This window comes from Chenggangzhangella methanolivorans, assembly GCF_019797865.1.
Classification (GTDB): domain Bacteria; phylum Pseudomonadota; class Alphaproteobacteria; order Rhizobiales; family Methylopilaceae; genus Methylopila; species Methylopila methanolivorans.
In genome coordinates this window covers 343,698-369,417 of sequence record NZ_CP081869.1, presented here as the reverse complement: position 1 = coordinate 369,417, position 25,720 = coordinate 343,698, and the positions used below count along the sequence as shown (strand labels likewise).

Below are 25,720 nucleotides of genomic sequence, written 5' to 3'. Positions count from 1 at the left end.
GGCCCGCGCGTCTGGAAGGTCAGCCTTCGGCCTTGCGCGACTTGATCACGACCTTTCGGACCCGGGGCTTGGGAGCCGCCTGCGGCTTCGGCTCGGGCTCGTGCGCTTCAGGTTCGGGTTCGAACTGGTCCTTCGCGGCGCGTCGGCTCGCGACGGCGTCGATCGCCGCCTCCGCTCCATCCTCGAAGCCGCGGCGAAGCGCATTGTCCTCGGGCAGAAGCTCCTTGAGGAACACGGCGCCAAACACGACGCCGAACGAAAGCCCGTAGGCGGCGTTGTAGGCGCCGGCCGATACGCCGGACTTCACCTTCTGGGCCGCAGCCTTGGCCGACTCGCTCGCGTCAGCGCGCGCGTCGCCGATCGACTGCGCCGCCGCTTCAAGGGCGTCGCCGAGAACGGACAGGGGTTGCTTTCCGGTGCTTCGGCGGTGGCGGCGGCCATGGACAGTTCCTTTTGCGACGTCTTGGAGAAACGCGGGCGGTCGTCTGGAGAGCTCTCGGGAGCGATGGAGTTCGCCCCGCGACGCCGTTTGCGTCCGCCGCCTGTTCGACCAGCGGGAGCGGCGCAAAAGCCATCTTGCCTCTTTAGACCATCAAGTCTATAGATTGTATGTGACGGGTAGCGGTCGGGGCCGTTCTTGTCAAACAGATGACAGCGCTTCCGGGCGCTCACGTCGATCTGTCGCAGCGGGAGCCGCGTCTGGTCTGGCGGCTTGATTTCGGAACGGCGTCAGGCCGTCAGAAAACTGTGACGCTGCGGACGTAAAAGCAAAGTCGAGCGAGTCGATATGCAAGGCTTCGAGAGATGGTCAGACCAGCGGCTCACCGGCTTGATGAGCCGAACGACGGCTTCGGAATGACGGATATTGCGATCCGCCCGAACGCCATGGCCCGAACGTCGGACCTGCTGCGCAATATTCTGCTGGCCAACCCGAATGTCGAAGTCTTCACCGTAGGCCAGATCCTCGATAGCCTTGGAGCCGACAGAACCGAGGCGTCGCTCGTTTTCTTCTCCATGCCTTCGATCGTGCCCGCCCCGGATCTGCCTTCCATGAGCGGGCTCTCGACCGGGATGCTGGCCGGCCAGATGATCGCCGGCCGCAAGACCACGAGCCTGCCCAAAGCCGTTTTGAACAAGAAGGTGCCGCGCCGCTCGCTCGCGGTCGCGATCCATGCGCTGGCCCCCGTCATCGAGGCGGCCGAGAAGATCTCCAAGCCGCGCCTGCGCTGGGCCACGTGCCCGCTGGCGCGCCGGGTCCTTGGCCTGCTGCTCTTCATCCTCGCGGTCGCGATCGCGTTCCCTGTGATCGGCTTCGATCCGCTCCACGCCGCGTCGATCTCGGTGATCTCGCTCGGTCTCGCCGAACAGGACGGCCTCGCCATCCTCCTCGGCGTCATGGCGGGGGTGATCTCGCTCGTGCTGATCGCGACCTCGGGCCTCACCGCGAAGATCCTCAAGTCGAAGATCGCCAAATGGCTCCGCAAGCTCGCCCGGAAGGCCGGGGCCGGCGCGCTCCCGCATGTGCGAGAGGCGCGGCTGGACGCGTCTGGCTTCGATGCTCCGCTTCGAGTGGCAGGAGATGCTGCTCTGGTGGGATCCGGAGCGCCGCGCCGCCGAGCGTCACGCGCGCGAGCAGGCCGCGCCGAGGCCCGCGCCTTCGGGCGAACGCCAGCGCGCCGCCGCGCGTCGTCCCGTTCGCCCCGCCAAATCCGCCCAGTCCGGGGCGCTCCGATCCAAATCCTTGCTGACGGCGTGAAATGAAGCGACAGAAGATCTACGAGTTCGACATCGACGCGCCGCTCACCGACGAACGCCGCGAGGCGCTCGAAGCCAACATCGAGAAGAACGCGGGACTGTCCCGAAGCCGTTCGAATATGGCTGGGAGGAGGACGCCGACGTCCTCCACATCCTGATCGATCCCGTGGACATCGAGGTCGAGTTCCTGGCCGAGAAGGTCGAGCTCTACGCCACCGCGCCCGCCTGGGCGAAGATCGGTTTCACGGCCAAGAAGAAGGCGGAGCTGCAGACGCTCGTCGAGACGGTGCTGCGGGAATCGGACTTCATAGCCGCGTCGTGACGGGCGCCCCGGCGGCCCGCAGCCGCGGCGGCGTCATCCGGTCAGCCGCGCCTGCTGCGCCTCGATCGCCGCGATCAGCCCGTTCAACCGGCGGACATGGCGGGCGTAGACGACGCCGGAGCCGAGGTTCGACAAAAGCCCGGACTGCAGGCTGCCGAAATTCGCCAGGAACGCGCCCGCCACGCCAAGAAGGTTCGCGGCGTAGACGGCGCGATAGTCCCCCCGAAGGCGCGCCCGATGCGTCGCCGCAAGCTCGCCCAGCGCGACGAGGCCGTCGAGTTCGCCGCGCAGCAGCAGAACGTCGGCGGCGTCGTTCGGCGCGCGTCCAAACCCCGCGACCGAACGCTGACGTCGCTCGCCGCCATGACGTCGGCGGCCTCCGCGGAAGCGCCGTCGCCGACCCAGACGGTGCGTCGCCCGAGGCCCCGCAGCAACGAGACCTTCCCGCGCGCGTCGAGCCCGCCGAATGCGAGCTCGATCCCGACCGCGTCGGCGACGGAGCGCGCGGCGGCGGTCGACCGGCTCGAGACGTGCACGAAGCGCATCTTTGGATTCTGGCGCGTCAGCGCCGCGATCACGGCGCGCGCCTCCGGCTCGCCGCGTCGGCCGAACGTCACGAGCGCCAGCGGGGCGCCGTCGCGGAAGAGGATGGCCGGCCACGTGTCGGGCCCGCTCTGCGCGTCGGCCAGGGAGGCGAGCTTCGGGGGCAGCGTGACGCCGTTTCGTTGCAGATAGGCCGGCGTCACGACGAGGATCTCCCGATCGGCCTCGTCCCTGAAGCGGATCGCGCCCGGGCTCCTGCGCACGCCGCGAACGTCGCGTGGTTGGGCGCCGGGCCGCTTCGCCGCGAGGCGCTCAAGCGCGCCCGCGCGCCGACCTCTTCGCAGGAAAAGCCGCCGCGGCGTAGCTGAGCGCGTCGTCCGCCGATCCGGCCAGGACCGCGATCTGGTCGACCTCGACGCCTCGCCGGCCGAGGCCCGCACCGTCGTCGAAGACCATGACGTCTACGCCCCAGAGCGCGTCGAGCGCCGAGATCTTCGGAACAGAACGCCCCTGGCGAGGCCGCCTGCGAGATCATGGAGCGCCGAGAGCTGGGCGCTGAGTCGGGGCGCCGTGACGTAGTCCGGTCGGATGACCGCCTGGGAGAACCGGGGCGCGCGGACCGTCAGCAGGTTGAGGCCGCGAGCGCGAGCGCGGGCTTGGCGTTGCGGTTGGCGACGCGCTCGGCCTCGTGGAACGAGGGCAGGTTCCGGAAGGCGGCGTAGGGCAGAATTCGGCCGACATGCGCGACCGCGGTCGCCTCGCCCGCGCGATCGACGCGCAACGTCACCTCGCCGTCCCGCAGGATCGCGCCGGCGTAGACGACATCGCCTGCCTCGACGTCTCGGGCCGGATCGGTCCATGGGCCGAGATGGTCGATCACCGAAGCCGCCCCCGCGACCGCGACGCCGTCGACCGGAACCGTCTCGCCGGCCCGCACGACCACCTCGTCGCCGGGCTGCAGATCGTCGACATGGACCTCGATCTCGGCCGCCTGTCCCGGAACGCGCGCCCAGACCGGGCGCTTGCGATGGGCGGCGAACAGCCGGCGCTGCCGGTTCGCGATGGTGCGATGGGCGAGGTACGGCCACAGCTGCATCAGCGAGGCCATGATCGTGCCGGTCAGCGGCAGGCCGCTGAGCAGCATGAAGCCGAGACCCATCGAATAAAGCGCCGGCAGCCCGACCTGTCCATGGCGCGCCTGCCTGACGGCCGTCGCGACGTTCGGCGCGGCGTAGACGACGACCGCCCCGACCGCCACGGGGCGCAGCGCCGGAACCGCGAACTGCGCGACGGCGGCGAGCGTCAGCAGCGTTCCGGCGGTGGCCAGCCGCTTGGTCGACGGCGGCTCGTCCTCGCCATCGAACAGTGCGGGCCATGACCGTTCGAGCTCGCGCGCGAGCCGTTCGAGCGTGAGCGTCTTCGGGTCGAAGCGCAGCAGGAAGTCGGACGACAGCGACCGCTCCCGCGCGTCCTCGACGCCGAGGATCGAGGCGAGCTGCTGCTCCAGCCGGTGGCTGCGATCGCGGCGTCTCTGTAGCGCGGGGTGGGAGAGGCGTATCCGGTCGCTTCCGACGCGTCGAAGCCGCCAGGTCGAAAGCGTCCCGCCGATCCGGCTGACGCGGATCGGCCAGCGGGCCGGATGATCAAGATAGAGATTGGCAGCCCCGAGCGGATCCGGCGTCCCCACATCCTGCCGGGAATGATGGGCGGCTGCGGCGGGATCGGCGGATCGCCGAAGCGCCGCCGCGAGCCTGCGCCAGACGCTTTCGGGCGCGCTCGCAGGCGCGTAGCCGATGCGTCCGAAAGCGTCTGCGGCGCGAATGTCGACCGTCGCGACGTCGGCGACGGAGAATGCGCTGGCGATGAAGTCGCGCAGCCGGGGCGATCCCGGCTGCGAGAACAGGTCTTCACTCCAGATCGAGACGCCGGCGGCTCCGGGAGCGATGCGCAGTTTCGGCCTCTGGCTCATGCGCGGTTCGAGACGCCCGGAGAGATCACGCCAGCGCCTTGTAGAGATTGAAGAGGCTGAGCGAGGTGATCAGCACGCCGACGGTGATCATGAGCACGCGGGTCGGAAGCTTCTTCACGAGCAGCGCCGCGAGCGGAGCCGCGAAGATCCCGCCGAACACCAGGCCCGCAATCGTGGTCCAATGCGTGAAGCCGCCGAGCAAGGCGAACGAGAACCCGCTCGTGATGGCGAGGAAGAATTCCGCGGCGTTGACCGAGCCGATCGTGGTGCGCGGATCCTGGCCGCCGCCGACGAGCGAGGTCGTCACCACCGGCCCCCAGCCGCCGCCGCCGACCGCGTCCACGAATCCGCCCGCGAGGCCAAGCGGGGCGATGAATGTCGGCGGCTCGGTCCGGATACGGATCGTGCGGAACGCCTTGATGATGATGTAGACGCCGATGAGCAGCAGGTAGCCGGCGATGAAAGGTTTCAGGATGTCGCCGTCGATCGAGGTGACCACGAAGGCGCCTGTGACCGCGCCGACGATCCCCGGGATCAGCAGGCGGCGGAACAACCGCCCGTCCACGTTGCCGAGCTTCCAGTGCGACAGGCCCGAGAAGCCCGTCGTGAAAATCTCCGCGATGTGAACCGAGGCCGAGCCGCCGCCGGCGGCACGCCGGTCGACAGCAGAAAGGTGGTGGAGGTGACGCCGTAGGCCATGCCGAGCGCGCCGTCGACCATCTGTGCGAATAGGCCGACCGCGACCGCGGTCCAGAAACCGCGCGAGGCGAGGCCCGTCGCGATCTCGTCGGGCGCGGCGGCCCAGTCGATCGGCGACAGATAAAGCCCGACCGCGATCGCCGCGACGACGAGTGCGGCGCCGACAAGGATCGCGACGCGGATCGGGCGGGAGAAACCTGCGGGTTCGGCTGTTGAAGCGTCGTGAACGGTCATGGCCAGGTCGCCTGATGTGAGGGGCGCGACTGGCCGAGACGCGGGCGTCGCCCGATGCCGGTCGCGTGAACTGGCCCTCATCCTGACGATCGATCAAACGTCGTCAACATATTTCTATTAAAATGATCAAGATTATAGGTTTTGAGCCGCCGGACATGATCCTGCGGCGATCCTTGGGAGGATCCGCGCGCGGCCGTCAGGCGGTGTCGGACACGCCGTCTCGGCCCTCGACGGTGAGTGAGGGCTCGAACGGATAGCCGAGACGCGCCACGAGGGCTTCCTTGGCCGTCGGCCAGAGATCGTCGGTGATCGCGAAGTACACGCTGTCCCGGTTCCGGCCGTCCGGATAGATCATGTGCTTGCGAAAGCAGCCTTCCTCGCGCGCCCCGAGCCGAGCGATCGCCGCACGGGACTTGAGGTTCTCGGCGTCGGTCTTCCACTCGACCCGCCGGCATTTCGGAATTTCAAACGCGTACCAGAGCTGGAGCAGCTTGGCTTCCGAGTTCACATGCGACCGCTGGAACGCGGTCGCGATCCAGGTCACGCCGATCTCGAGCCGCCGATGCTCGGGCTCGACATAGTGGAACCGCGTGGACCCGACGACCTTCCGCGTCCGCCTGTCGATCGTCGTGAACGGCACGATGCGGCGAGCTTTCTGAAGCTCAAGCGCCGCGGTCACGAAGTCGGTCATGGTTCCCGGCAGATGATGCCAGCTCGGCATCCACCGCCAGATGGCCTCGTCCGCGCCCGCCGCGAGATCCGCGACATGGTCCATCGAAAGCGGAACCAGCGACACGCCAGCGCCGCGAAGCGTCACGCTCGAAAAATAGTCCACCTCAGCCGCGCCCCTGGGCGCGATGGGCCTTGCGGGCGAGCGCGTCGAGCAAGAAGCCAAGCACGCCGATCACGATCACGACCGCCGCCAGCTCCGAGTAAGCGAGCCGGTCGCGAGTATCGAGGATGAAGTAGCCGAGCCCGGCCGAGACGCCGAGCATCTCGCAGGGCACCAGCATGATCCACTGAATGCCGATCGCGAGCCTCACCCCGGTCAGCACATGCGCCACGATCCCGGGAAGGATCACGCGCGTCAGCAACTCCCACCGGGTCGCGGAGAGGCTTTCGGCGAGCAGCAGCCAGCGACGGTCGAGCGCGCGCACGCCGGCCGCGGTGTTGAGCAGGATCGGCCAGACGGCCGCGAAGGTGAGCAGGAAATAGATCGGCTTGTCGCCGACGCCGAGAACCATCACGGCGATCGGCATCCAGGACAGCGGCGAGATCATGCGAAGCAGCTGGAACGCCGGCGTGGTGGCGGCCTCGAACGTCGTCGAGGCCCCGACCGCAAGCCCGATCGGCACGCCGATCAGCACCGCAAGACCGAGCCCGACCGCGATCCGCTTCAAGCTCAGCCCCACATGGGTCCAGAGGTCCGGTCCCGAGGCGAGGTCGAGGAGGCTCGAAAAGGCGGCCGCTGGCGCAAACAGCCGCGCGAAGGAGCCGGGCGCCGAGAACAGCTCGATCGAGCCCCACCAGAGCGCGACCAACGCGACGAGGCCAAACACGCCGAGCAGGGCGCCTGGAACCGCCGTCGATCGCGGGGCCCGGGGCTCGGACTTTTCCTCGATGGTCCGCGGCGCCTGCGCGGCGGCGTCGCTCACGCCGACACGATTTCGGAGCGCGTCCAGCTGTCGGCGAGACCGAAGGCCTTGAGCCCGCCTGCCGCCTCGACCGCCTTGCGCACGAAGCGGTCGTCGACGAGCTCGCGCGCCGCCGTCGCCGGATCGAGCTCGGCGAGGAAGCGGTTGTCGCCCTCGATCGCGGTCTCCTTCAGGCGCTTCACCAGCTCTTCGGTGTAGCTCGGGAACGGATAGGGCTGGAAGTCGATGCGCCGCTCGCGCCAATCCGCGTTCTTGATCGCGCCGGACTTCACATAGGCCTCGACGTCGGTCTCGGCTGGCGCCAGCACCTTTTCAAGCACGGCTTTGGCGTGCGGCGTGTATTTGTTTTCGCCGTCCTTGGAGAGGAGAGCCGCGGTTTCGGCGCGGTTGTCGCGGGTCCAGAGCTGCGCCTTGACCATGGCGTCCACGACCTTCTGGGACCATTCGGGCCGCTCGTTGAGGTCACGCTCCTGCATGAACACGACGCAGCAGGCGTGGTCCTTCCAGACGTCGCCCGTGAACCGCAGCACCTTGCCGACGCCGAGCGCCTCGGCTGCGGCGTTGAACGGTTCGGCCACGATGTAGCCGGCGATCTGCTTGGCCGCGAGCGCCGGGACCATGTCGGACGGCGCCATGATGACGAGCTGCACCTCGTTCGGTTTCAGCTCTCCGCCCTTCTTGGTGACGGGCGTGAGGCCGTTTTCCTTCAGCAGCGCCTGCAGCACCACGTTGGGATCGAATACCAAAACGGCACCGCGACGGTCTTGCCGCCGAGCTGTTTCACGTCCGTCACGTCGTTTCCGACGGTGAGCCCCGAGCCGCCCGTATGGTTCCACGCCACGACCTTGGCCGGGGCCTTCGAGCCGAAGCGCGCCCAGACGGTGATGGGCGAGAGCAAATGCACGACGTTGACCTGGCCGGAGACGAAGGCCTCGACGATCTGGGCCCAGCTGCGGAATAGCACGGGCTTTTCGGCCTTCAGCCCCTCCTTGTCGAAGAAGCCTTTTCCGTGCGCAACGAGGAGCGGCGTCGCGTCGGTGATCGGCAGGTAGCCGATCTTCACCGGCTTGTCGGGGCTTTGCGCGCGCGCTTCCGCGGCTTTCAGGAGCGGCGCGGCCCCGGCCGCGGTGAAGAGGGCCGCAAGCCGGACGGCGTCGCGGCGAGAGAAAATGAAATCGTCGGTCGGCATGGGTTTTTGTCCGTCAATGTCGGCGCACGGCCGAACGAAGGGCGGTGAGGATTTCGATGCGGAGCGCGCGCGGTCTCGGCCACGGCGTCCTCGCGCGGATGGGGCAGATCGACGTCCCAGACCCCGACGGCGCGGGCCGGCGCGCCGCCGAGAAGCACGATGCGGTCCGCGACGTTGAGCGCCTCGTCGACGTCGTGGGTGATGAGTAGAGCCGCGGCGCGATGGCGGGCCACGACTTTCAGCAGAAGCGCCTGCATGGCGGCGCGCGTCACCTCGTCGAGCGCGCCGAACGGCTCGTCGAGCAGCAGCACGTCGGGTTCGCGGGCGAGACAGCGGGCGAGCGCGGTGCGCTGCGCCATGCCGCCCGAAAGCGCCGAGGGGCGAACTTTCGGGCCGCCTCCAGCCCGACCTCGGCGATCGCGGCGTCGATCAGCGCCTTGCGGGCCGCGGCCTCGCGCCTCGGCTGGCGCTTGAAGTCGAGCCCGAACGCGACGTTTCCCTCGAGCGTCAGCCACGGCAGCAGCGCGGGATCCTGAACGCGACGGCGACGCGCGGCTGCGGCGCGTCTATCTCGACGCCGCCCGCGAGCACGCGGCCGGAGCTTGCGCGCTGGAGCCCGCCGAGCACCCGAAGAAGGCTCGACTTGCCGACGCCGCTCTGGCCGAGCCCGCCACGATCTCGCCGGGCGCGACCGCCAGATCGAGATCAGCGATCACGGGCGCGGCGCCCGGATAGCGGATCGAAAGCCGCTGACCTCGAGCGCCGGCGCGTTCATGCGGCGCGTCCCGCATGGACCTGGCCCGCGAGCGCGTTTTTCAGCTGCACGATGCTCGGCGTGATGATCGGCAGGAACGCCGCCTCGCGCCAGCGCCGCGCGAAGCCTTCGCCGGGGGCGACGAGGTAGCACTTGCCGCCGCTCGCCTGCAGCTCGAGCTGGACGGCTTGCGTCGCGGCCTCGCAGAGCGCGATGCGGATGCGGAAGAGATCTGCGGCCGCGTGCGGAAGACGCCCTCGTGGAGCCCCTCATGAAGCGCCCGCTTGGACGCTGCGAGCCGCTCCGACAAAGCTTCGATCTCTGGCCGCAGCACATGGCGACCGGAACCCGCCGCAGCGGCGGCCTCGGCGATCGAGCGGCGCGCGACGCCGATCGACATGCCGCATTGCAGCCCGAGGAAAGCGGGCCGCACGGCGGGGAGCCAGCCCTTGGCGTCGGCGGCGATCACGTCGCTCGCCGGCAGGGGAACGCCGGTCAGCCTGACGGCCGCGGTCGCGGTCGAGCGCATGGCCATGAGGTCGAGGTCCGGCGAACGTTCGACGCCCGCGCCGTCATGGGCGATCGAGGCCACGAAGGGCGCGCCGTCCGGGCCCTGGACGGCCGCCGCCACCAGATAGTTGCCGGTCTGGAGGTTGGTCACCCAGGGCATCTTGCCGTCGAGGACGAAATCCTCGCCGGACCGCGCCGCGGCGATCTGCAGCTCTTCAAGTCCCGCCAGGAACTTCATGGCGTTGGAGAGGCCGGTCGCGCCCGCGAGCGAACCGTCGAAGAGACGGGTGAGATGACGGTCCCGAAGGGCGGCGTTCGGGCTCTGCAGCAGATATTCGATGTAGGTCCGGTGGCCCCAGAACACGAAGCCGGCCGCCAGCGAGCGTTCGGCGACCTGCGCCAACGCCTCGACCGCGTCGGAAATGTCGCCGCCCGAACCGTCGAGCTCGACCGGCGCGCCGATCCGGAAGAGGCCGGCGTCCGCAAGCCGCTTCAGCAGCGTCGCTGGATCGCCGATCCCGGCGTCGAGCGCCGACGCGTTGTCGTCAAGCCAGTGTTCGAGCGAAGGGTCGAGGCTCATTCCGCCGCCTTCAGGCCGTCCCAGCGGTAGTCCTCGAGCTGGGGATTGAGCGGAGGTTGCCCGAGATTGTTGGCGAAGTTGCAGAGCGTGGCGAGGCTGACGCCCAGCACGACTTCGAGCGCGGCCTGATCGTCGTAGCCGGCAGCCTTCAAGGCGGCGAGATCGGCGTCCTCCACCTTGCCGCGGGTCGCGATCACCGCGGTGGTGAAGGCTTGCACGGCGTCGAGTTTGGCCTCGCCCGTCGTGCGGACGCCGCGGAGCGCCTCGACCTGCGCGCCGGGAAGTCCGGCTTTGGCGGTCGCCACCTTGGTGTGGCCGGCGACGCAGAAGCCGCAGCCATGGGTCGCCGCGGCGGTGATCTGGACGACCTCGCGCTCGGCGAGCGTCAGCGACGCGCGGCCGTTGATGCCGCCGACGGTCAGATAAGCCTCAAGCGCCGTCGGGGCGTTGGCCAGAACCCTTAAAAGATTGGGCAGAAACCGTTCGCCTTCTCGGCGCTGGCGAGGAAAGGCTTTGCGGCGTCGGGCGCGTCGTCGAGCGTGCGAAGCGGCAGGCGGCTCATGATTGGCCTCGTTTGTTGGTCTTGCGAGCGCGGCGATCGTGCGTCAGGGGACAGCCCCCGCGCAAGACGCCCTCAGGACGTCGCCGCAGCCCTGACGCCGAACTCGCCGCCGATCGTGGCGTGGCGCTGACGGCCCCTCTCGCCCACGCCGAGATGCGGGAACAGCAGCTCCGCGACCTTGAAGGCCTCCTCGAGATGCGGGTAGCCGGAAGCGATGATCGTATCGACGCCGACGGCCTGATACTCCCGAAGTCGCTGCGCCACCGTCTCCGGATCGCCGACGAGCGCCGTGCCCGCGCCCTTGCGCACGAGGCCAAGGCCCGCCCAGAGGTTGGGAGCGATCTCCAAATTGTCCCGCCGTCCGCCATGCAGCGCGGTCATGCGCGCCTGGCCCACGGAGTCGGACTTCGCGGCCATCGCCTGCGTGGCGGCGATCGCGTCGTCCGATACCTTGCTGATGAGGCGGTTGGCGGCGCTCCAGGCCTCGGCTGCGGTCTCTCGGACGATCAGGTGGATCCGCAAGCCGAACTTCAACCTTCGGCCCCGTCTGGCGGCTGCGGCGCGGACGCGCTCGATCTTCTCCGCCACCTGATCGACCGGCTCGCCCCATGAGAGGTAGACCTCGGTCTGGTCGGCCGCGAGCTCGATCGCGGCGTCGGACGATCCGCCGAACCAGAGCGGCGGATGCGGGGTCTGCACCGGCGGGAAAGCGAGCTCCGCCCCGAACGCCTTCAGGTGCTCGCCCTCGAAGTCGACCTTTTCGCCCGACAGCATGCGCCGCCAGACCGTGAGGAATTCGGCGGCCTGTTCGTAGCGGGCGTCGTGATCCAGGAAGACGCCGTCGCCCGCGAGCTCCGCCGCGTCGCCGCCCACGACGACGTTGAGCAGCAGCCGTCCGCGGCTGATGCGGTCGAGCGCCGCCGCCTGCCGGGCCGCAAAGGCCGGGCTGGTGACGCCGGGGCGCAGCGCCACGAGAAACTTCAACCGTTCCGTCGCGGCGGCGAGCGCCGTGGCGACGATCCAAGACTCTTCGCACCCCTTGCCGGTGGGCAGCAGAACGCCCTCGAACCCCAGCCGGTCCACCGCGATCGCGATCTGCTCGAGATAGGGAAAATCCGCCGGCCGATGGCCGATGTCGGAACCGATATAGGTCCCGTCGCCCTGCGTCGGGATGAACCAGAACATCGAGAGCGGCGCGGTCATCGAAAATCTCGTCCTTTGGAATGCCAAGCGGATCTTGCCGATCGCGCGGAGCGTCCGCCGATCGCGATGGCGCGCTGCAGCAAAGCCGCTTGACGCGCTTTTTCCATACATTCTATCACTTTGATAGATCAATAACCGACGCGACGTCTCGCGAGGCTTTTCCATGCCGCCCTCTGAAACTGACATCGGCTTCGACCCGCTGGCCGTGGGCGCGGGCTCGCCGCCGCGATCGGCCGCGGCGACCCGGCTCGCCCAGGCCGGACAGGCGATCTTCGGACCCCGCTTCCATGCGCCGCTCGCCACTGAACTCAAGGTCTCCCGGCCGCTGCTGTTTGCGATGGTGAACGACCAGCGCCGCATCACTCCCGACGTCGAACGGCGGCTCGCCGTCACGATCCGCGCCAGGATCGTCCCGCAGCTCGAGGCCAGGATCGAGACGCTCGCCTTGCTGGCGGAATCGATCGAGCGAAAGCTCGAGGCCTATTCGCAGACGCCGGCCGTCCAGGCGGAGCCGCGGCCGTGAACGCTCCGACGCCCGCCGCCGCGTTCGCGGCCGTCCGTGACGACGACTTCCAGAGCCTGTTCGCCGAGGTGGGCGCGCGCGCCGCCGAGCGCGACCGCGAACGCGTCCACCCGACCGACGTCATCGCGCTGCTGCGCGAGCGCCGCGTCGGCGCGCTGCGTCTGCCCGTGGAGGAGGGCGGCCGCGGCTATTCGCTGCGCCGGCTGTTGTCCTTCGTGATCGGGCTTGCGGCGGCGGACTCGAACGTCGCCCATGCGCTGCGCAACCACTACGCCTTCGTCGATCGTTTCGCGCTGCCTCATGCCGTTCCGGGGCGCGAGCGCTGGTCGGGCCTCGTCGCCACCGGCGCGATCGTGGGCGTCGCAAACACCGAACTCACAAGCGCCAAGATCGGCGCGAGCGACTACGCCACGACGCTGACGCAAGCCGGCGACGGCTATCTGCTGAACGGACGGAAATATTACAGCACCGGCGCGCTTTACGCGGACTTCGTCCTGATCCGCGCGGTGCTGCCGGACGGCCGACCCGCCTCCGCCATCATCCCCGTCGAACGCGACGGCGTCGAACTCGTCGACGACTGGGACGGCGCGGGCCAACGACTGACCGGCTCCGGCACCACGGTGCTGCGAGACGTGCGCGTCGAGGCCGACGAAGTGATCCCGGATACCGAAGAGGTCGGCTACGGCGTGCCCTACGCCAACACGCTGGCGCAGCTCATCGTGACCGGCGTCGTGGCGGGCATTTGCCGCAATGTGCTGGCCGACGCCTCGGCGCTGCTCGGCGGCCGCAAGGAGCGACATTTCTATTACGCCAGCTCCGAACGGGCCGCAGACGACCCGGTTCTGCTCGGGGTGATCGGCGAGATCTCCGCCTCGGCATTCGCGGCCGAATCCGTCGTGCTCGCCGCGGCCGACGCGCTCGACCTCGTATTCGAGGCGCGCCGGCAGGGCCTTCCGGCCGAACAGCTGGCGGTGAATGCGGCGGCCGCCACCGCGCGGGCGAAGCTCGTCGCCGACGAACTCACGCTGCGCGCCGCCACGCGCCTGTTCGACGTCGGCGGCGCCTCGGCGACCAAGCGCACGGCGGGCCTCGACCGGCACTGGCGAAACGCCCGGACGCTGTCCTCTCACAACCCCACCCCCCTCAAGGCGAGCGCGCTCGGCGCATATGCGCTGCATGGGACGCCGCTGCCCTCGCAGGGCTTCTTCTGATCTGCGCTTTCGGCCGCGCGAAAGTGCGGACCACGCCCTTCCTCCCTCAGACGAGCCGATCGATGATCGCCCATAGACACCTGCGCCGCGCCGCCGGCGGTTCCTTCCTCGCGCTTGCGCTCGCTGCGCCCGGCGCGGTCTTCGCCGAACAGCCGAAGCCTGGCGGCTCGCTGACATTCGGCGTGACGACAGAGCCTGCCTGCTTCAACCCGCAGCGGTCCGAGCAGCAGAACTCCTTCATCGTGATCCGCAACTTCGTGGACTCGCTCGTCGCCAAGAACGCCGACGGCCGCTTTCTGCCCTGGCTCGCGACCTCCTGGACGATTTCGCCGGACGGCAAGACCTACGACTTCAAGCTGCGCGACGACGTGACGTTCCACGACGGCGAGAAGTTCGACGCCGAAGCGCTCAAGTTCAATTTCGACTTCATCAAGGAGCCGGCGAACACCAACGCCGCCGGTCAGCTTCTGCTGGCCTACGAGAAATCCGAGGTCCTCTCGCCCACTGAGCTGCGGGTGACGCTGAAGCGGCCGGACTCCGCGTTGCTCGAAGCGTTTTCGAGCATTCGCCTCGGCATCCTGTCACCCAAGGCGCTGAAGTCCGGCGACCGGCTGTGCTCGGGCGGCCCGGCGCTCGCCGGCACCGGTCCGTTCGTGTTCCAGTCCTACACCCGCGGGCAGTCGGTGCAGCTCAAGCGCAACGAGGCCTATCGCTGGGCGCCGGGTTATGCGGCGCATCAGGGGCCGGCCTATCTCGACACCGCGACCATCCGCTTCCTGCCGGAATACTCGGTGCGCGCCGGCGCGCTCTCTTCCGATCAGGTCGACGTCATCGAAGGCGTCCAGCCGATCGACGTCGCTCTGTTCAAGGGTCAACCCGGCTTCCAGTTCCTCGTCGGGCCGTCGGGCGCCCAGACCTCGTTCACCTTCAACATCAACTACACGATCCCGCCGGCCGACGACGTCCGGGTGCGGCGCGCCTTGCGCGACGGCGGCGACATCGCCGGGCTGGTGCAGGGCGTCTATCTCGGCACGGTGCGCCGCGCCTGGTCGAACATCGGCCCGGAAAACCCGTTCTACAACAAGGCTCTCGAAGGCAGCTGGGGCAACGACCCGAAGAAGGCCAACGCCATTCTCGACGAGGCCGGCTGGACGGGGCGAGACGCGGAGGGCTTCCGCATCAAGGACGGCAAGCGCCTCACCATCGAGGTCGGCTACCCGCAGCCCTTCGTGCGCGACAACCGCGACGTGCTGATCCAGGGCCTGCAAGCGCAACTGCGCAAGAACCTCGGCTTCGACCTCAAGCTGCGCATCATCACGGCGGGCGAGTGGGCGCAGCAGCGCGAGAAGGCGACCTGGACGATCTATCCAAACACGTTCCTGCCCGCCGACGCGGCCCAGGAGCTGCAGAGCAACATCGGCGAGCAGGGCTTCATCCGCGCCGCCGCCGCCAAGGGCGACAAGGAGCTCTTTCGCCTCATCAACGCGGCGCTCGCCGCCACCGACGTCGAGGAGAAGAAACAGCTCGTCGACGCCGCGCAGAAACGCGCGGTGGACGAGGCCTTCATCGTCCCGCTGTTCTCGGCGAACTACCAGCTCGCCGCCAAGGACACGGTGCGCGGCCTGTCGTTCGAGGCGCAGCTCGACTCGCCCTCGAGCCTCCACGACGTCTGGCTCGCGAGCCGGTGAGCGCGAGGCCGCTGCTCCGGCGCGTCGCCGCAAGGCTCGCGACCAGCATCCTGGTCGCGTGGGGAAGCGTCACGACGGCGTTCGTCGCCCTCCACGCGCTGCCCGGGAAGATCGAGGACATTCTCGCGGGAGACCTCGAATATCCCGGCCTGCGCGAGGCGATCGCGGCCGAGTGGGGGCTCGATCGGAGCCTGCCCGAGCAATATGTCGACTTCGTCGCCCGCATCGCCTCCTGCGACTTCGGCGTCTCCTACGTGCTGCGCCAGCCGGTCGTCGAGATCGTCGGCTCGCAAGTCTGGCCGACCGTGCAGCTCGCGGCCGCGGCCGGCGCGCTGGCGCTTGTCCTCGCGGTCCTCGCCGCGACGCTGACGGCGGGCCGCGGGCCGCTCGCCCGTGGGGTCGCCTCCACGGTCGAGCTCGTCTGCGCCTCCGCGCCGGTGTTCTGGATCGGCATCCTGCTGCTGATGGCGTTCTCCTTCACGCTGCGCTGGTTCCCGGTGTCGGGCGCGCAGAACTGGAAGTCGCTGGTGCTGCCGGCCGTCGCGCTCGCGCTGCCGACCGCCGGGCTGCTCGCGCAGGTGCTGCGCGAGGCGATGGAGAAGACGCTCGAGCAGCCGTTCATCGTCACCGCGCGCGCCCGCGGCCTCGGCGAGACGCTGATCCGCGTCCGCCATGTGCTGCGCCACGCCGCGCTGCCGGCCGTGACGCTTGGAGGCTGGATGATCGGCGGGCTGCTCGGCGGCGCCGTCATCACCGAAAAGGTCTTCGGCCGGCCGGGCCTTGGCGCGGTGACGCTGAACGCGGTGCTCACGCATGACGTGCCGGTGGTGCTCGCGGTGGTGCTTCTCGCGGCCTTCATCCACGTGGCGGCCTCGACGCTGCTCGACGTCGTCTATCTCGCGATCGATCCCCGGCTGAGGGCGCAATGACCGACACGCTTCTCGACGCAAGGATCGCAGCCGCCGAAGCGCCCGCGAGACGCCGCGCGGGCCTTGGCCACGCGCTTCGTCAGTCGGCCCCGTTGGCGGCCGCGGCCTTCATCGCGGTCCTGGCCGCGGTCGCGATCGCGCCGGAGCTTTTCACGCGCGCCGACCCGCTCGCCGAGGACGTGATGGCGGCGCTGAAGGCCCCCGGGGCCGAGCATCTGTTCGGCACCGACAGGCTCGGCCGCGACGTCTTCGCCCGCGTGGTCCACGGCGCGCAGTACTCGCTCGCGATCGGGCTCGGCAGCGCCGCGATCAGCGTCGTGTTCGGCGTGGCGCTCGGGCTTCTGGCGGGCCTGCGCAGCCGGCTCCTCGACGAGGCGATCTGCCGGCTGTTCGACGTGATCTCGTCGTTTCCCGGCGTGCTGCTCGCAATGCTGGTCGTCACTTTCCTCGGCGCCGGCATGGAAAACATCGCGGTCGCGGTTGGCGTCGCCGGAATCCCCAAGTTCGGCCGCGTCGTCCGCGCCCAGACCCAGCTCGTGCGCGACGCCGACTACGTGACCCACGCCGTGATCTACGGCCGCTCGCGCCTCGCGACCTTCGCGGCCCATCTGCTGCCGAACGTCCTCACCGCAATTCCGGTGGTCGGGACGGTCTATGTCGGGACCACGATCCTCGCGGTCTCGGGGCTGAGCTTCCTTGGGCTCGGGCCCCAGCCGCCGACGCCCGAATGGGGCGTCATGCTCGCCGAAAGCCGCGACGTGCTGCGCGTCGCCTGGTGGCCGAGCGTGTTTCCAGGCGCCGCCATCACGCTGACGGTGATCTCCTTCACCGTGCTCGGCAACGCGCTGCAGCGCCGCTTCGAGGGGCGAACGTCGTGAGCGCGCGGGAGACGCTGGTCGAGATCGAAGACCTGACGGTCGCCTTCGGCGCGGACCCCGGAACGCCGGCCGTGCAGAACGTCGATCTCGTGGTGCGGGCGGGCGAGTGCGTGGCGCTTGTCGGCGAGTCAGGCTCCGGCAAGAGCGTCACGGCGCGCAGTCTCCTGGGGCTCGCGGGCGCCGACGCCCAGATGACCGCGCGGCGCTTCCGGATCGCCGGCGAGGACGCGCTCGGCTTCGACGAGCGGCGTTGGCGGGCGATCCGCGGACGCTTCGCAGGCCTCGTGATGCAGGACGCGCTGACCTCGCTCGATCCGCTGCGCACGATCGGCCGGGAGGTCGTCGAGGCGGCGCGCCATCACCGCTTGCTGGCGCCGCGCGACGCCGGTGACGGGCTCGTGCGGGAGGCGCTGTCCCGCGTCGGCGTCCCGGACCCGGACCGCCGCGCCCGCCAATACGCCCACCAGCTGTCGGGCGGGCTGCGGCAGCGCGCTTTGATCGCGGCCGCGATCGCCGGCGGTCCTAGGCTCGTCATCGCCGACGAACCGACCACGGCGCTCGACGCCGCGATCCAGACCCAGGTGGTCGCCGTGCTTCGCGACCTCGTGGCGGCAGGCGCGGGGCTCCTGCTCATAAGCCACGACCTTTCCGTCGTGGCGGGCGTCGCCGATCGCGTCCACGTCATGCGGCGCGGGCGCGTGGTGGACAGCGGCCCAACCGCCGAGGTGCTGGCGCGCCCGCGCCATGGCTACACGCGCGAGCTGATCGCGGCGTCGCCGTCGAAAGGCTCGCGCGGGGCGCGGCTGTCGTCGGCCCGGATCGCGCCTGACGCTGCGGGCGCGATCCGGATCCTGCGCGACCCGCTGCCCGCCCGCGCGCCGATCGGCGAGGCGCCGGTCCTCGAGGCGAGCGGCCTCACCAAGCGCTATGCGGCCGGCAACGCCGCAAAGGCCTTCACGGCGCTCGACGACGTGTCGCTCACCATCCGCGCCGGCGAGGTGGTGGGACTGGTGGGGGAGTCGGGCTCCGGCAAGTCGACGCTCGCCAAGATCGCACTCGGTCTCCTGGAGCCGGACGCCGGGAACGTCCGGCTGCTCGGCCGCCAATGGTCGGTCGTCGCCGAACGGGAGCGGCGCGCCTTGCGGCCGAAGCTGCAATACATCCCGCAGGATCCGCTGAGCAGCTTCGACCCGCGCTACCGCGTCGCAGACATCATCGGCGAGAACCTTTCAGGACTGTCCAGTCAGGCCAGGCGCGACCGGACCGCGGCGCTGCTCGAACAGGTCGGGCTTGACCACGCTTACAAAAACCGGCGGCCCGCGACCCTTTCGGGCGGCCAGCGGCAGCGCGTCGCGATCGCCCGGGCGCTTGCGGCCGAGCCTGCGCTGATCATTTGCGACGAGCCGGTCTCGGCGCTCGACGTCCGCATCCAGGCGCAGGTGGTCGACCTGATCGCGGAGCTCCAATCCCGGCTCGGCACGGCGCTCTTGTTCATCAGCCACGATCTCGCGCTCGTACGGCACGTCGCGGACCGGATCCTGATCCTGAAGGACGGCCGGATCGTCGAGCAGGGCGAGACCGACGCGGTGTTCGACGCGCCGATCCACGACTACACGCGCGCCCTCATCGGCTCGATTCCGCCGCCGCTCCACGCCGAAGACCGCGCCCCAGCCCACCCGTGAAGGAGACCGGCATGGCCGAGCGCCAGCTGCACCTCAACGTCAACATGTTGAACGCCGGCTTCTACGGCTCGGCCTGGCGCGCCGCGGCCAGCGAGCCCGACGCTTTCCTGACGGCCGCGCACTATGTGAAGACCGCCCGGATCGCCGAGCGCGGGACCTTCGACGCGGTGTTCCTGGCGGACGTGCCCGCCCTCAGCGACCGGCCGGAATACCGGCCGTTCCACGCGCTCGAGCCGACGCTCCTGCTCACCGCGGTCGCGGCCGCGACCGAGAATATCGGGCTCATCGCGACCGCCTCGACGACCTACAACGAGCCCTACAACATCGCCCGGCGCTTCGCGACGCTCGACCTCGTCTCGGGCGGCCGCTCGGGGTGGAACGTCGTCACCACCGCGGACGCCGCGGCCTCGCGCAATTTCGGCTTCGACAACGTCACGGCGCACGCCACGCGCTATGAACGCGCGGCGGAGTTCACCGAGGTGGTCACCGCGCTCTGGGACAGCTGGGAGGACGACGCGCTCGTCGGCGACAAGGCCTCGGGCCAGTTCCTCGACCTTTCGAAGGTCCATTCTATCCAGCATTCGGGCCGGCACTTCTCGGTGAAGGGCCCGCTGAACCTGCCGCGCTCGCCACAGGGCCATCCCGTCGTGGTGCAGGCGGGCGGATCCGAGGACGGCCGCGAGCTTGCCGCCCGGCACGCCGAGGCGATCTTCTCGGTGGCTCTCACGATCGAGGAGGGCGTCAGTTTCTCGGCCGACATCCGCCGGCGCGCTGCCCGCTACGGCCGACGCCCGGAGGCCATCGTGACGCTGCCTGGCCTTGCCACGGTGATCGGCTCGACCGACGAAGAGGCGCGGCGGCGCGAGGACCGGCTCTGGTCGCTCATTCCGGGCGATTACAGCCTCGTGCGGGTCGCGGGCATCTTCAAGGTCGACCCCGCAAACCTCGATCTCGACCGCCCGCTGCCGGACGCGATCGAGCTACCGGTCGACGGCTCGCAGACCTTCTTCCGCGCCATGTACGACACCGCCCGCCGCGACGGGCTGACGGTGCGCCAGCTGTTGCGAAAGCTCGGCGGCGGCACCGGGCACCGGGTCATCGTGGGCTCACCCGTCGAGGTCGCCGACGACATCGAGGCTTGGTTCCACGCGGGAGCCGCCGACGGGTTCAACCTCATGCCCGACGTCCTGCCTGACGGCCTCGAGATCTTCGTGGACGAGGTCGTGCCGATCCTGCGCAAGCGCGGGATCTTCCGCCACGCCTATGAAGGCTCGACCTTGCGCGACCATCTTGGCCTGGCGATGCCCGTAAACCGCAATGGCGCGCGTCGAATCGCAAGCTAGCTCTTTTTCCGCGCGTCCAACCAGAGACCGAAGGCGTCTTAGCTGCGAGGGTCGGGCTCTCGGAGCGCAGCCAAGTTCCGCTTGTGGCGCAGGCCGGCCGGAACCTGTCGCCCTCGGCAAACTCAGTCCCGTTCGACGCCTTGCTGCCGCAGCGGAGCTTCAGACCCGTCTAGCTCAAGAAGTCGTGCGCGGGCCTCGCCGGCGTGCGCAATCGGCATAGGTCTCGGGTTGGAGCGGCAGCCGGCGGGATCGCGGCTCTGACAGCGCGGTGAAGCAGACGAATGAAGCGCCTTTTCGGAGCGGCGGTGCTCCTGGCTACGTGCCTGGGCGCGTTTGGCGCTGCGGTCGCGGCCGACGACGACCGGCGACGCTACGTCAAGACTCCGACCGGCTTCCTGATGGTGCTCCGGCGCGGCGACGACGTCTTCGCCGAAGTGACGAAACTCGCCGAGCGGGAAAAGTTTGGCGGGGCCAGCCTGACGGGCATCGGCTTTCTGGAGACCGCGACCTTCGGGTTCTACGACTTCGAGAAGAAGGCGTTCGATCCGCGGACCTTCTCGAAGGTCGAGATGGCGAGCCTGACCGGCAGCATCGCCTGGCAATCTGGCAAGCCGTCGATCCACGCGCACGCCGCCGTCTCCGACGCGACCTTCGCGACTTATGGCGGGCACGCGCTGGCGCTCACTGTCGGAACCGGCTCGGCCGAGATCACCGTCACGGTCCATTCGGAGCGTCTCGAGCGGGAGGTCGATCCCGAGATCGGCGCGAACGTCCTCCAGCTCCGCTGATCGAGGCCGCAGCCAAGTCAAAACAGGCTGTCGATGATCCTCAGCCCGTCGTCGAACCGGTCGACGTCATAGGCGCGCGGACTTTCGAGCCCGGCACGGGCGTAGGTATAGGTCACGCGGTAGCGCCCTGGCCCGCGGGAAAACGTCCGCCAGTTCGTCGTGGCGGAAAGATCCATCTCCGAGTGCGAGGCGATGGAGCACGGGCGCCAGTAGTCGTCGTCGCGCCGCCAGTAGCGCTCATAGACCGGCTGCTGGGCGTCGATCGCGGCCTTGAAGCGATCAGGCTGCAGCTCCTCCGGAAGCGCGTTGTGGGCGCGCTCGATCGCGTGGATCTCTTCGCAATAGCGATGGACATGCGCGATCACGTCCGGCGCGTCGACGGGCTCGAGGCCGGCCGAAAAATCCTTTTCCTGACGCAGCGGGCGCGGCTGATCGGCTGACAGCGTGACGGTCCCGAAGGTCATGTAGACCAGCGTTGGGCCGGCAGGCCCGCGATAGGCGCCTTCGCCGCCTGACAGATGCATAGCGAGCGCCGCGAAGTCCCAGGCGGTCTGCTCATCGCAGGGAATGACGCGGGTGGTGAACTGGGCGAGCCCGCGCTTCTCGCCGAAATCGCGCGCGAGCCCGGCGTCGATTGCGCAAGGGGCCGGAACCGACGGATGATCCCAGCCCCACATCCAGGTCTGCTTCTCGCGGTCGAGCGTGCCGATCACCTGAACCGGCGCGGTCGCCTTCATGCCGTCGTCGGAGGTGAAGACGATTTCGCCCTTCTCGAGATCGACCGCCCAGGCGCGGTCGCCGAGCTGGAACAACTGGTTGGCGAACCCCGTCTTCAGCGCGAGTTCGTTGCGGGCGCGCTCCAGCGTCGAGGCGTGATCGAGCACAGGCGGCGCATCGATCGGCGCGCCGGGCTCCTTGCCGAACAGTCGCTTCAGGAAGGACGCCATCGCGGTAAGCTCCATGGCAGTTGGAAGAGGGGCGAGAGCGGTCGCCCAGCCGGTCGCATTAGCGTGTGGTTACGCGACTGACGTGGGCCTGCGAGAGCGGGTTTTGCGATCGGCGGAGAAACGGTGCGCCCCGACGGCATAGAAGATCGCCCCGCCAAGCCCCCCCCAGCGCCGTGGCCGGCAGCGCGAGGCCTGTTACGGTCGAAAGATAGCCGGGGCCGCTGAGAGCGGCGGCGATCCACCAGGGTGCGGACGCGATGGCCGCGCCTGCAAGCACGCCATTTGTCAGCGTCGGCCGAATGCGGCCTCGAAGCAGCGACACCATCGGGATGCCCAGCGCCAAGACCACGGGGACAGCGCCGAGGATGCCGGCGAAGAGACCGTCGACGAACCCGGGGCGAGCCTTCCGCGTCGCCTCGCCGATAGAGGGCGAACAGCAGGATGGGCGCGATTGGCGAGACGAAAAGCGCGAGAAACAGCCGGCCCAGGCTCGGCTCGTCCGGGGCGACCGGCGCTGACGGGTCGCGAGCTATTGGCGCGTCGAGGATTTTTCGATCACCGACCAGATCGCCTCGGGCGAGACCGTCGCCATCTTCGGAAAGCTCACCTGTCGCTCGGTGGAGCTCGGCCATGTCTTCACATCGCCCTTCTCCATCCTCGCCAAGATTCGCGATAGAGAATGATCTACTTCCAGTTCATGGAGGACGCCTACGCGTCCGCGAGTTCCTTCCGTCGAAGTGGATCTGGACGGTGACGACGACGAAAGAGACGCCTCCGTTCGAGGTCGGCCCCGTAGGGCCGCACACGTCGCTCGGGAAGGGCGCTCGCGTCGGATGTCGGGGGCGGCTTCTGAAACACTGGACGCATCGCATGCGTCGGAGAGCGTTCCAGGAATTCGTCCCTTCCATCCGACGCGATGTGGGATGCTATTTCTGCGTTTCCAGATAGTCCACGACCGCCTGCCGCTCTTCCGGCTTGGCGAGCTTGAACATCATCTTGACGGTTCCGCCGGCGTACTTTGCGGGATCAGTCAGCCACTGCTGCAGCTTTTCCTTGTCCCAGTTGCCGATCTCGCCGGCCTTCTTTTTGAGCGTCTCGCTGTAGGCGAAGCCCGGAACGCTCGCCACGGGGCGGCCGACGACGCCAGTGAGCGGCGGACCGATCTTCGCCTTCGCGTTCGGGCCGATCTCATGGCAGGTCTTGCACTTGGCGAAGACCTTTTCGCCCGCCGCCATGTCCTGGCCGCCAGCCGCCGCGGGCTGTGCGCCGCCCTGTCCCGGAGCGCCGGGCTGCTGTCCCGCCGCGCCGCTGCCGGAGCCGGGAGCGGTCGATCCGGGTGCGGCCTGCGCGGGTGAGGCGACCGCGGCCTGCGTGATGATCTGGGTGCCGTAGCCGTGGCGCCCCGCCCATTCCTGCCAGTTGTCCACGACCGTGCCGGTGAGCAGGATCCCGATGCCGCCGGTCAGCGTCACCAGCACCGCGAACCACCACGCCCAGCGATGGATCGACTCCATCGTGGCGTTGAAGCCCATGGTCCAGCGCCAGAACAGGGCCGCGCGCTCGGTCGCGGTGCCGCGATCGACGATCTGCTCGATCTCGCGGTCGCCGCCGTAGCGGGAGACGGCGAGGATCGTGCCGGCGTGCATCGCGAACAGCAGCGCCGAGCCGTAGAGGAACGCGATCGAGAGCGCGTGGAACGGGTTGTAGAACAGGTTGCCGTAGCGCAGCGAAAAGTTCTGGGTCCAGTCGAGATGCGGGAAGATGCCGAAGGGCGGCGCCTCCGACCATGACCCCATGGCGAACGGCCGGATGAAGCCGAGCACGAGGTAGAGGAAGATCGCGCTGGCGAAGGCCCAGGCCACATGCGTGCCGAGGCCGAGAGCCCGCGCCCGGCGATACATGCGCGCCCACCAGAGCAGGATCGCCGAGGTGAGGAAGAAGCCCGCCATCACCCACCAGCCGCCTTCTTTCAGCGGCGGGATGATCTTGAAGCCCATCTCGGGCGGCGGCGGCGCGAGGCTCAGCCAGAAGAACTCGCGGATGAAGGCCTGCGGGCTCCAGTTGACCGAGGCCAGCATGTTGAGCCCGATGATCTCGATCGCCAGGAACCCGCACATGAGCGAGGCCAGGCCGAGCCACCCGAGATAGATCGGGCCGATCTGCGCGTCGCCGAACCGGCCGATCCAGTAGTTGAACCGAAGCGGCGTCTGGCGTTCGAACGGGCCGGGCCGGTCCATGGGCACGCCCGCATAGAGCGGCCCGCGGACCTGAACGCGCGTGAAGATGTTTTGGTATTGAGCCATCGTCCCCTCCTCACACGGGCTTGCGCCAGATGTAGATGTCCTTCCACCACAGCCACCAGTCGGCCCAGCTCTTGCCCTCAGGCCAGTAAGGTCCCGAGATGATCATGCAGACGGCGCTGAAGAAGACGGCCGAAAGCGCAAGGAACAGCCCAAGACGATGGATGCCGAGCGGCCCGATCGAATAGCCGATGGTGTCGCGGAAGTAGGTGTTCTCGTGTTCGGCGGTCTTGATCTCCTTGCCGGGACCCGGGTTGGAGCTCGACAGGATCGCGCCGCCGTGCATCGCGAGCGCGAGCGCGGTCGTGAAGAAGAACGTGATGGCGATCATATGCGCCGGATTGTAGTGGAACTGGAGATACGCGTAGCCCGTGTTCGACACCCAATCGAGGTGGGTGAAGATCCCGTACGGGAAGCCGTAGCTCCACGATCCCATCAGGATCGGGCGGAACACCACCAGCGTGACATAGGCCAGGATCGCGAAGCTGAAGGCGAACGGCACGTGGTAGCCGATGCCGAGCTTGCGGCAGATCTCCACCTCGCGCAGCAGCCATGAGCCGAAGGCGCCGATCGCGCAGATCGTCACGACCTGCCAGATGCCGCCCTCCTTCATCGGCGCGAAGCCGAGGCCGTATTTGAGGTCCGGCGGATTGATCGAGATCAGGAACGGGTTCCAGGTCGGCCCGAGCGCCGCGCCGTAGAGGATCATCGAGATTCCGACGCCGGCGAAGATGATCGTCGCGACGCCGAAAAAGCCGACGAAGAACGGCCCGACCCAGAAGTCGAACAGGTCGCCGCCGATCAGGGTGCCGCCGCGGACGCGGTATTTTCTCTCGAAACTGAGCATCGCCATGGGACGCTCCTCCTCGGCGGTCGCCGTCTTGTTGCGCGTTCATGCCTTGAGGGATGGATCGCCGACGGCGGGGAGGCGTGGCTTGAGGCCGGGCCGTCCCGCCGCCGGCGGTTCTTGGACTTCAGCCTATGGGGCCGACATTGGTCCCGATGGAGGCCGCGGGCTTGGCCGCAGGTCCGTGGGGCTCCAGCCAGTTGAACCGGCTCGTCGACAACAGGATGAAGTGGATTACGAGCGCGAGCACGAAGAGGAAGGTGAACAGAGCCACCAGCGCTCTTCGCGGGTCGAACAGGAGCCACAGCTTCCACATGGGCGCCTCCTCAACCGATCAGCTGCGTCAGCGGCGCAAGCGCCGTGTGCACGCCGTCGAGCACGTCGTTCATCGCGTAGCCGTTCGGCCCGGGGATCCATGGCCGCCACATCCAGACGAGGATGTGAGCGATCACGGCCACGATCGTGAAGCCGATGAAGCTCGAGATGAACACGCTGTGGAATTCCTTGGCCTCGTTCTCGGTCAGTCCCGAGAGCGAGCCCCGTCTGTCGATGTCAGCCATCGTCATCTCCACAGGGATTACCGCGGCCACCCGCGCGGCGGGGACGTCC

The 25,720-nt window shown here is 68.9% G+C and carries 30 protein-coding genes and 2 pseudogenes; 13 read left to right on the top strand and 19 right to left on the bottom strand.

Annotation, left to right across the window (positions count from 1 at the left end; all coding sequences use genetic code 11):
• Positions 1-19: 19 nt before the first annotated feature.
• On the bottom strand, positions 20-307 hold the full coding sequence (locus K6K41_RS01930) for a hypothetical protein (protein WP_261403703.1): 288 nt from the start codon (positions 305-307) through the stop codon (positions 20-22).
• A 548-nt stretch (positions 308-855) separates the two neighbouring features.
• On the opposite strand from K6K41_RS01930, the gene K6K41_RS01925 reads away from it, so the two are divergent.
• The 3 genes from K6K41_RS01925 to K6K41_RS01915 are packed head-to-tail and all read left to right on the top strand — an operon-like array spanning position 856 to position 2,077.
• Entirely contained in the window at positions 856-1,761 is a 906-nt protein-coding gene (locus tag K6K41_RS01925; protein ID WP_261403702.1) for an exopolysaccharide biosynthesis protein, read from the top strand.
• Positions 1,758-1,913, top strand: coding sequence for a hypothetical protein (locus K6K41_RS01920; protein ID WP_261403701.1), 156 nt, complete (start codon positions 1,758-1,760; stop codon positions 1,911-1,913). Before K6K41_RS01925 ends, K6K41_RS01920 begins: the two co-directional genes overlap by 4 nt.
• An 8-nt stretch (positions 1,914-1,921) precedes the next feature.
• On the top strand, positions 1,922-2,077 hold the full coding sequence (locus K6K41_RS01915) for a hypothetical protein (protein WP_261403700.1): 156 nt from the start codon (positions 1,922-1,924) through the stop codon (positions 2,075-2,077).
• Positions 2,078-2,110: 33 nt separating this feature from the next.
• Here the strand turns inward: K6K41_RS01915 and K6K41_RS01910 are convergent, their stop codons facing one another.
• A complete protein-coding gene (locus K6K41_RS01910) occupies positions 2,111-2,260 on the bottom strand; it encodes a hypothetical protein (RefSeq protein WP_261403699.1) in 150 nt (49 codons plus the stop codon).
• 54 nt (positions 2,261-2,314) lie between these two features.
• Between K6K41_RS01910 and K6K41_RS01905 the strand changes: the two genes are divergently transcribed.
• On the top strand, positions 2,315-2,812 hold the full coding sequence (locus K6K41_RS01905) for a hypothetical protein (RefSeq protein WP_261403698.1): 498 nt from the start codon (positions 2,315-2,317) through the stop codon (positions 2,810-2,812).
• Positions 2,813-2,932: 120 nt separating this feature from the next.
• Here K6K41_RS01905 and K6K41_RS01900 read toward each other — a convergent pair whose 3' ends face one another.
• The 7 genes and pseudogenes from K6K41_RS01900 to K6K41_RS01870 all read right to left on the bottom strand — a co-directional run bounded on the left by K6K41_RS01900 (position 2,933) and on the right by K6K41_RS01870 (position 8,366).
• On the bottom strand, positions 2,933-3,076 hold the full coding sequence (locus tag K6K41_RS01900) for a hypothetical protein (protein ID WP_261403697.1): 144 nt from the start codon (positions 3,074-3,076) through the stop codon (positions 2,933-2,935).
• A gap of 166 nt (positions 3,077-3,242) precedes the next feature.
• Positions 3,243-4,589, bottom strand: coding sequence for a P-type ATPase actuator domain-containing protein (locus K6K41_RS01895; RefSeq protein ID WP_261403696.1), 1,347 nt, complete (start codon positions 4,587-4,589; stop codon positions 3,243-3,245).
• Between the two features lie 25 nt (positions 4,590-4,614).
• A pseudogene (locus K6K41_RS01890) lies at positions 4,615-5,522 on the bottom strand (sulfite exporter TauE/SafE family protein).
• A 196-nt stretch (positions 5,523-5,718) separates the two neighbouring features.
• On the bottom strand, positions 5,719-6,357 hold the full coding sequence (locus K6K41_RS01885; protein ID WP_261403695.1) for a GNAT family N-acetyltransferase: 639 nt from the start codon (positions 6,355-6,357) through the stop codon (positions 5,719-5,721).
• 1 nt (position 6,358) lies between these two features.
• On the bottom strand, positions 6,359-7,177 hold the full coding sequence (locus K6K41_RS01880) for an ABC transporter permease (protein ID WP_261403694.1): 819 nt from the start codon (positions 7,175-7,177) through the stop codon (positions 6,359-6,361).
• Positions 7,174-7,923 carry an ABC transporter substrate-binding protein gene (locus K6K41_RS01875; protein WP_261403693.1) on the bottom strand — a complete coding sequence of 250 codons (750 nt, stop codon included), beginning with the start codon at positions 7,921-7,923 and terminating at the stop codon, positions 7,174-7,176. The genes K6K41_RS01880 and K6K41_RS01875 overlap by 4 nt, the downstream gene beginning before the upstream one ends.
• Entirely contained in the window at positions 7,884-8,366 is a 483-nt protein-coding gene (locus K6K41_RS01870; protein ID WP_261403692.1) for an ABC transporter substrate-binding protein, read from the bottom strand. Before K6K41_RS01870 ends, K6K41_RS01875 begins: the two co-directional genes overlap by 40 nt.
• A 56-nt stretch (positions 8,367-8,422) precedes the next feature.
• On the opposite strand from K6K41_RS01870, the gene K6K41_RS01865 reads away from it, so the two are divergent.
• Positions 8,423-8,575 carry a hypothetical protein gene (locus K6K41_RS01865; RefSeq protein ID WP_261405903.1) on the top strand — a complete coding sequence of 51 codons (153 nt, stop codon included), beginning with the start codon at positions 8,423-8,425 and terminating at the stop codon, positions 8,573-8,575.
• A gap of 298 nt (positions 8,576-8,873) precedes the next feature.
• On the opposite strand, the gene K6K41_RS29920 is transcribed toward K6K41_RS01865, so the two are convergent.
• From K6K41_RS29920 to ssuD, 4 genes are all read right to left on the bottom strand, one after another.
• The gene (locus K6K41_RS29920) at positions 8,874-8,993 is read right to left on the bottom strand and encodes a hypothetical protein (RefSeq protein ID WP_346433438.1); all 120 of its coding nucleotides are present in this window, start codon (positions 8,991-8,993) and stop codon (positions 8,874-8,876) included.
• Between the two features lie 188 nt (positions 8,994-9,181).
• A complete protein-coding gene (locus K6K41_RS01855; RefSeq protein WP_261403690.1) occupies positions 9,182-10,210 on the bottom strand; it encodes an acyl-CoA dehydrogenase family protein in 1,029 nt (342 codons plus the stop codon).
• Positions 10,207-10,599, bottom strand: a complete 393-nt coding sequence (locus K6K41_RS01850) for a carboxymuconolactone decarboxylase family protein (protein WP_346433464.1) — start codon at positions 10,597-10,599, stop codon at positions 10,207-10,209. The genes K6K41_RS01855 and K6K41_RS01850 overlap by 4 nt, the downstream gene beginning before the upstream one ends.
• Positions 10,600-10,844: 245 nt before the next feature.
• Positions 10,845-11,975, bottom strand: coding sequence for an FMNH2-dependent alkanesulfonate monooxygenase (ssuD, locus tag K6K41_RS01845; RefSeq protein ID WP_261403689.1), 1,131 nt, complete (start codon positions 11,973-11,975; stop codon positions 10,845-10,847).
• Positions 11,976-12,138: 163 nt separating this feature from the next.
• Between ssuD and K6K41_RS01840 the strand changes: the two genes are divergently transcribed.
• From K6K41_RS01840 to K6K41_RS01805, 8 genes are all read left to right on the top strand, one after another.
• Entirely contained in the window at positions 12,139-12,498 is a 360-nt protein-coding gene (locus K6K41_RS01840) for a hypothetical protein (protein WP_261403688.1), read from the top strand.
• On the top strand, positions 12,495-13,709 hold the full coding sequence (locus K6K41_RS01835) for an acyl-CoA dehydrogenase family protein (RefSeq protein WP_261403687.1): 1,215 nt from the start codon (positions 12,495-12,497) through the stop codon (positions 13,707-13,709). The genes K6K41_RS01840 and K6K41_RS01835 overlap by 4 nt, the downstream gene beginning before the upstream one ends.
• Positions 13,710-13,771: 62 nt before the next feature.
• Positions 13,772-15,397, top strand: a complete 1,626-nt coding sequence (locus K6K41_RS01830; protein WP_261403686.1) for an ABC transporter substrate-binding protein — start codon at positions 13,772-13,774, stop codon at positions 15,395-15,397.
• Positions 15,394-16,326 carry an ABC transporter permease gene (locus tag K6K41_RS01825; protein ID WP_261403685.1) on the top strand — a complete coding sequence of 311 codons (933 nt, stop codon included), beginning with the start codon at positions 15,394-15,396 and terminating at the stop codon, positions 16,324-16,326. The genes K6K41_RS01830 and K6K41_RS01825 overlap by 4 nt, the downstream gene beginning before the upstream one ends.
• Positions 16,323-17,204, top strand: coding sequence for an ABC transporter permease (locus K6K41_RS01820; RefSeq protein ID WP_261403684.1), 882 nt, complete (start codon positions 16,323-16,325; stop codon positions 17,202-17,204). The genes K6K41_RS01825 and K6K41_RS01820 overlap by 4 nt, the downstream gene beginning before the upstream one ends.
• Positions 17,201-18,886 (top strand): nickel ABC transporter ATP-binding protein NikE, encoded by a 1,686-nt coding sequence (gene nikE, locus K6K41_RS01815; RefSeq protein WP_261403683.1) that lies wholly within the window; start codon positions 17,201-17,203, stop codon positions 18,884-18,886. Before K6K41_RS01820 ends, nikE begins: the two co-directional genes overlap by 4 nt.
• 11 nt (positions 18,887-18,897) lie before the next feature.
• Positions 18,898-20,229 (top strand): LLM class flavin-dependent oxidoreductase, encoded by a 1,332-nt coding sequence (locus K6K41_RS01810; protein ID WP_261403682.1) that lies wholly within the window; start codon positions 18,898-18,900, stop codon positions 20,227-20,229.
• Positions 20,230-20,510: 281 nt separating this feature from the next.
• Positions 20,511-21,017, top strand: a complete 507-nt coding sequence (locus K6K41_RS01805) for a PPC domain-containing DNA-binding protein (RefSeq protein ID WP_261403681.1) — start codon at positions 20,511-20,513, stop codon at positions 21,015-21,017.
• Between the two features lie 17 nt (positions 21,018-21,034).
• On the opposite strand, the gene K6K41_RS01800 is transcribed toward K6K41_RS01805, so the two are convergent.
• From K6K41_RS01800 to pufB, 6 genes and pseudogenes are all read right to left on the bottom strand, one after another.
• Positions 21,035-21,964: a DUF6882 domain-containing protein gene (locus K6K41_RS01800; protein ID WP_261403680.1), complete on the bottom strand. Its 930-nt coding sequence runs from the start codon at positions 21,962-21,964 to the stop codon at positions 21,035-21,037.
• A 926-nt stretch (positions 21,965-22,890) separates the two neighbouring features.
• Positions 22,891-23,199 carry a c-type cytochrome gene (locus tag K6K41_RS01795; RefSeq protein WP_261405890.1) on the bottom strand — a complete coding sequence of 103 codons (309 nt, stop codon included), beginning with the start codon at positions 23,197-23,199 and terminating at the stop codon, positions 22,891-22,893.
• Between the two features lie 156 nt (positions 23,200-23,355).
• Positions 23,356-24,267 (bottom strand): annotated as a pseudogene (pufM, locus tag K6K41_RS01790) (photosynthetic reaction center subunit M); the annotation flags it as partial.
• A 10-nt stretch (positions 24,268-24,277) separates the two neighbouring features.
• Positions 24,278-25,117, bottom strand: coding sequence for a photosynthetic reaction center subunit L (gene pufL / locus K6K41_RS01785; protein WP_261403679.1), 840 nt, complete (start codon positions 25,115-25,117; stop codon positions 24,278-24,280).
• A gap of 121 nt (positions 25,118-25,238) precedes the next feature.
• Positions 25,239-25,427: a light-harvesting antenna LH1, alpha subunit gene (gene pufA / locus K6K41_RS01780; protein WP_261403678.1), complete on the bottom strand. Its 189-nt coding sequence runs from the start codon at positions 25,425-25,427 to the stop codon at positions 25,239-25,241.
• 10 nt (positions 25,428-25,437) lie between these two features.
• Positions 25,438-25,671, bottom strand: coding sequence for a light-harvesting antenna LH1, beta subunit (gene pufB / locus K6K41_RS01775; RefSeq protein WP_261403677.1), 234 nt, complete (start codon positions 25,669-25,671; stop codon positions 25,438-25,440).
• Positions 25,672-25,720: the final 49 nt, after the last annotated feature.